This is a genomic window from Streptococcus sp. oral taxon 431, from assembly GCF_023110115.1.
GTDB lineage: Bacteria > Bacillota > Bacilli > Lactobacillales > Streptococcaceae > Streptococcus.
Genome location: NZ_JALDVP010000013.1, coordinates 1 through 5,175 on the forward strand (window position 1 = coordinate 1; position 5,175 = coordinate 5,175).

1 tRNA gene and 3 rRNA genes are annotated in these 5,175 nt (G+C 49.5%); all 4 read left to right on the plus strand.

Features of this window, described 5'->3' with window-relative positions:
• Positions 1 to 283: 283 nt before the first annotated feature.
• Positions 284 to 1,831, plus strand: a 16S ribosomal RNA gene (locus M1F91_RS09075).
• Positions 1,832 to 1,881: 50 nt separating this feature from the next.
• Positions 1,882 to 1,954: transfer RNA gene (locus M1F91_RS09080), tRNA-Ala, on the plus strand.
• A gap of 125 nt (positions 1,955 to 2,079) precedes the next feature.
• A 23S ribosomal RNA gene (locus M1F91_RS09085) occupies positions 2,080 to 4,982 on the plus strand.
• Positions 4,983 to 5,058: 76 nt separating this feature from the next.
• Positions 5,059 to 5,174, plus strand: a 5S ribosomal RNA gene (gene rrf / locus M1F91_RS09090).
• The 16S, 23S and 5S rRNA genes sit together here with 1 tRNA gene alongside, the layout of an rRNA operon.
• The last annotated feature ends 1 nt before the right edge of the window (position 5,175 follow it).

The following is a 5,175-nucleotide window of genomic DNA, read 5'->3' on the forward strand; positions in this document are numbered from 1 at the left end:
TTAAGACACCGCCTTTTCACGGCGGTAACACGGGTTCGAATCCCGTACGGACTATGAGTGTATCGCGGTTGATGGAAATAGGAATTAAAAAAAGTTAAAAAAACCTGTTGACAGAGAAAAGTGACTGTGATATACTAATATAGTTGTCGTAAGCGCGACAAAGACCTTTGAAAACTGAACAAGACGAACCAATGTGCAGGGCACTATAACTTAAGGTTATAGTACTGAACAATGAAAAAAACAATAAATCTGTCAGTGACAGAAATGAGTGAGAACTCAAACTTTTAATGAGAGTTTGATCCTGGCTCAGGACGAACGCTGGCGGCGTGCCTAATACATGCAAGTAGAACGCTGAAGGAGGAGCTTGCTCTTTCCGGATGAGTTGCGAACGGGTGAGTAACGCGTAGGTAACCTGCCTGGTAGCGGGGGATAACTATTGGAAACGATAGCTAATACCGCATAACAGTAGATATCGCATGATAGCTGCTTGAAAGGTGCAAATGCACCACTACCAGATGGACCTGCGTTGTATTAGCTAGTTGGTGAGGTAACGGCTCACCAAGGCAACGATACATAGCCGACCTGAGAGGGTGATCGGCCACACTGGGACTGAGACACGGCCCAGACTCCTACGGGAGGCAGCAGTAGGGAATCTTCGGCAATGGACGGAAGTCTGACCGAGCAACGCCGCGTGAGTGAAGAAGGTTTTCGGATCGTAAAGCTCTGTTGTAAGAGAAGAACGAGTGTGAGAGTGGAAAGTTCACACTGTGACGGTATCTTACCAGAAAGGGACGGCTAACTACGTGCCAGCAGCCGCGGTAATACGTAGGTCCCGAGCGTTGTCCGGATTTATTGGGCGTAAAGCGAGCGCAGGCGGTTAGATAAGTCTGAAGTTAAAGGCTGTGGCTTAACCATAGTACGCTTTGGAAACTGTTTAACTTGAGTGCAAGAGGGGAGAGTGGAATTCCATGTGTAGCGGTGAAATGCGTAGATATATGGAGGAACACCGGTGGCGAAAGCGGCTCTCTGGCTTGTAACTGACGCTGAGGCTCGAAAGCGTGGGGAGCAAACAGGATTAGATACCCTGGTAGTCCACGCCGTAAACGATGAGTGCTAGGTGTTAGACCCTTTCCGGGGTTTAGTGCCGTAGCTAACGCATTAAGCACTCCGCCTGGGGAGTACGACCGCAAGGTTGAAACTCAAAGGAATTGACGGGGGCCCGCACAAGCGGTGGAGCATGTGGTTTAATTCGAAGCAACGCGAAGAACCTTACCAGGTCTTGACATCCCTCTGACCGCTCTAGAGATAGAGTTTTCCTTCGGGACAGAGGTGACAGGTGGTGCATGGTTGTCGTCAGCTCGTGTCGTGAGATGTTGGGTTAAGTCCCGCAACGAGCGCAACCCCTATTGTTAGTTGCCATCATTCAGTTGGGCACTCTAGCGAGACTGCCGGTAATAAACCGGAGGAAGGTGGGGATGACGTCAAATCATCATGCCCCTTATGACCTGGGCTACACACGTGCTACAATGGTTGGTACAACGAGTCGCAAGCCGGTGACGGCAAGCTAATCTCTTAAAGCCAATCTCAGTTCGGATTGTAGGCTGCAACTCGCCTACATGAAGTCGGAATCGCTAGTAATCGCGGATCAGCACGCCGCGGTGAATACGTTCCCGGGCCTTGTACACACCGCCCGTCACACCACGAGAGTTTGTAACACCCGAAGTCGGTGAGGTAACCTTTTAGGAGCCAGCCGCCTAAGGTGGGATAGATGATTGGGGTGAAGTCGTAACAAGGTAGCCGTATCGGAAGGTGCGGCTGGATCACCTCCTTTCTAAGGATAAGGAATGCACATTGGTCTTGTTTAGTCTTGAGAGGTCTTGTGGGGCCTTAGCTCAGCTGGGAGAGCGCCTGCTTTGCACGCAGGAGGTCAGCGGTTCGATCCCGCTAGGCTCCATTGGTGAGAGATCACCAAGTAATGCACATTGAAAATTGAATATCTATATCAAATAGTAACAAGAAAATAAACCGAAAACGCTGTAGTATTAATAAGAGTTTATGACTGAAAGGTCAAAAAAATAAGGTTAAGTTAATAAGGGCGCACGGTGGATGCCTTGGCACTAGGAGCCGAAGAAGGACGTGACAAACGACGATATGCCTTGGGTAGCTGTAAGTAAGCGATGATCCAGGGATTTCCGAATGGGGGAACCCAACAGGTACTACCTGTTACCCATATCTGTTAAGGATATGAGGAGGAAGACGCAGTGAACTGAAACATCTAAGTAGCTGCAGGAAGAGAAAGCAAAAGCGATTGCCTTAGTAGCGGCGAGCGAAACGGCAGGAGGGCAAACCGAAGAGTTTACTCTTCGGGGTTGTAGGACTGCAATGTGGACTCAAAGACTATAGAAGAATGACATGGGAAGGTCAGCCAAAGAGAGTGAGAGCCTCGTATTTAAAATAGTCTTTGTACCTAGCAGTATCCTGAGTACGGCGAGACACGTGAAATCTCGTCGGAATCTGGGAGGACCATCTCCCAACCCTAAATACTCCCTAGTGACCGATAGTGAACCAGTACCGTGAGGGAAAGGTGAAAAGCACCCCGGGAGGGGAGTGAAATAGAACCTGAAACCGTGTGCCTACAACAAGTTCGAGCCCGTTAATGGGTGAGAGCGTGCCTTTTGTAGAATGAACCGGCGAGTTACGATATGATGCGAGGTTAAGTTGAAGAGACGGAGCCGTAGGGAAACCGAGTCTGAATAGGGCGCTTTAGTATTATGTCGTAGACCCGAAACCATGTGACCTACCCATGAGCAGGTTGAAGGTGCGGTAAGACGCACTGGAGGACCGAACCAGGGCACGTTGAAAAGTGCTTGGATGACTTGTGGGTAGCGGAGAAATTCCAAACGAACTTGGAGATAGCTGGTTCTCTCCGAAATAGCTTTAGGGCTAGCGTCGACATCAAGATTCTTGGAGGTAGAGCACTGTTTGGGTGAGGGGTCCATCCCGGATTACCAATCTCAGATAAACTCCGAATGCCAATGAATTATGGTCGGCAGTCAGACTGCGAGTGCTAAGATCCGTAGTCGAAAGGGAAACAGCCCAGACCACCAGCTAAGGTCCCAAAATAATTGTTAAGTGGAAAAGGATGTGGGGTTGCACAGACAACTAGGATGTTAGCTTAGAAGCAGCTATTCATTCAAAGAGTGCGTAATAGCTCACTAGTCGAGTGACCCTGCGCCGAAAATGTACCGGGGCTAAAACAATTTACCGAAGCTGTGGATACCTTTATAGGTATGGTAGGAGAGCGTTCTATGTGTGGAGAAGGTGTACCGTGAGGAGCGCTGGAACGCATAGAAGTGAGAATGCCGGTATGAGTAGCGAAAGACAGGTGAGAATCCTGTCCACCGTAAGACTAAGGTTTCCAGGGGAAGGCTCGTCCGCCCTGGGTTAGTCGGGACCTAAGGAGAGACCGAAAGGTGTATCCGATGGACAACAGGTTGATATTCCTGTACTAGAGTATGTAGTGATGGAGGGACGCAGTAGGCTAACTAAAGCAGACGATTGGAAGTGTCTGTCTAAGCAGTGAGGTGTGAATTGAGTTAAATGCTTAATTCTATAACATTGAGCTGTGATGGGGAGCGAAGTTTAGTAGCGAAGTTAGTGACGTCACACTGCCAAGAAAAGCTTCTAGCGTTTAAACATACTCTACCCGTACCGCAAACCGACACAGGTAGTCGAGGCGAGTAGCCTCAGGTGAGCGAGAGAACTCTCGTTAAGGAACTCGGCAAAATGACCCCGTAACTTCGGGAGAAGGGGTGCTGACTTTACGTCAGCCGCAGTGAATAGGCCCAAGCAACTGTTTATCAAAAACACAGCTCTCTGCTAAATCGTAAGATGATGTATAGGGGGTGACGCCTGCCCGGTGCTGGAAGGTTAAGAGGAGTGCTTAGGAGTAATCCGAAGGTATGAATTGAAGCCCCAGTAAACGGCGGCCGTAACTATAACGGTCCTAAGGTAGCGAAATTCCTTGTCGGGTAAGTTCCGACCCGCACGAAAGGCGTAATGATTTGGGCACTGTCTCAACGAGAGACTCGGTGAAATTTTAGTACCTGTGAAGATGCAGGTTACCCGCGACAGGACGGAAAGACCCCATGGAGCTTTACTGCAGTTTGATATTGAGTGTCTGTACCACATGTACAGGATAGGTAGGAGTCTATGAGATCGGGACGCCAGTTTCGAAGGAGACGATGTTGGGATACTACCCTTGTGTTATGGCCACTCTAACCCGGATAGGTGATCCCTATCGGAGACAGTGTCTGACGGGCAGTTTGACTGGGGCGGTCGCCTCCTAAAAGGTAACGGAGGCGCCCAAAGGTTCCCTCAGAATGGTTGGAAATCATTCGCAGAGTGTAAAGGTATAAGGGAGCTTGACTGCGAGAGCTACAACTCGAGCAGGGACGAAAGTCGGGCTTAGTGATCCGGTGGTTCCGTATGGAAGGGCCATCGCTCAACGGATAAAAGCTACCCTGGGGATAACAGGCTTATCTCCCCCAAGAGTTCACATCGACGGGGAGGTTTGGCACCTCGATGTCGGCTCGTCGCATCCTGGGGCTGTAGTCGGTCCCAAGGGTTGGGCTGTTCGCCCATTAAAGCGGCACGCGAGCTGGGTTCAGAACGTCGTGAGACAGTTCGGTCCCTATCCGTCGCGGGCGTAGGAAATTTGAGAGGATCTGCTCCTAGTACGAGAGGACCAGAGTGGACTTACCGCTGGTGTACCAGTTGTCTTGCCAAAGGCATCGCTGGGTAGCTATGTAGGGAAGGGATAAACGCTGAAAGCATCTAAGTGTGAAACCCACCTCAAGATGAGATTTCCCATGATTTTATATCAGTAAGAGCCCTGAGAGATGATCAGGTAGATAGGTTAGAAGTGGAAGTGTGGCGACACATGTAGCGGACTAATACTAATAGCTCGAGGACTTATCCAAAGTAACTGAGAATATGAAAGCGAAGGTTTTCTTGGAATTTGATAGATATTCAATTTTGAGTAGGTATTACTCAGAGTTAAGTGACGATAGCCTAGGAGATACACCTGTACCCATGCCGAACACAGAAGTTAAGCCCTAGAACGCCGGAAGTAGTTGGGGGTTGCCCCCTGTGAGATATGGAAGTCGCTTAGCT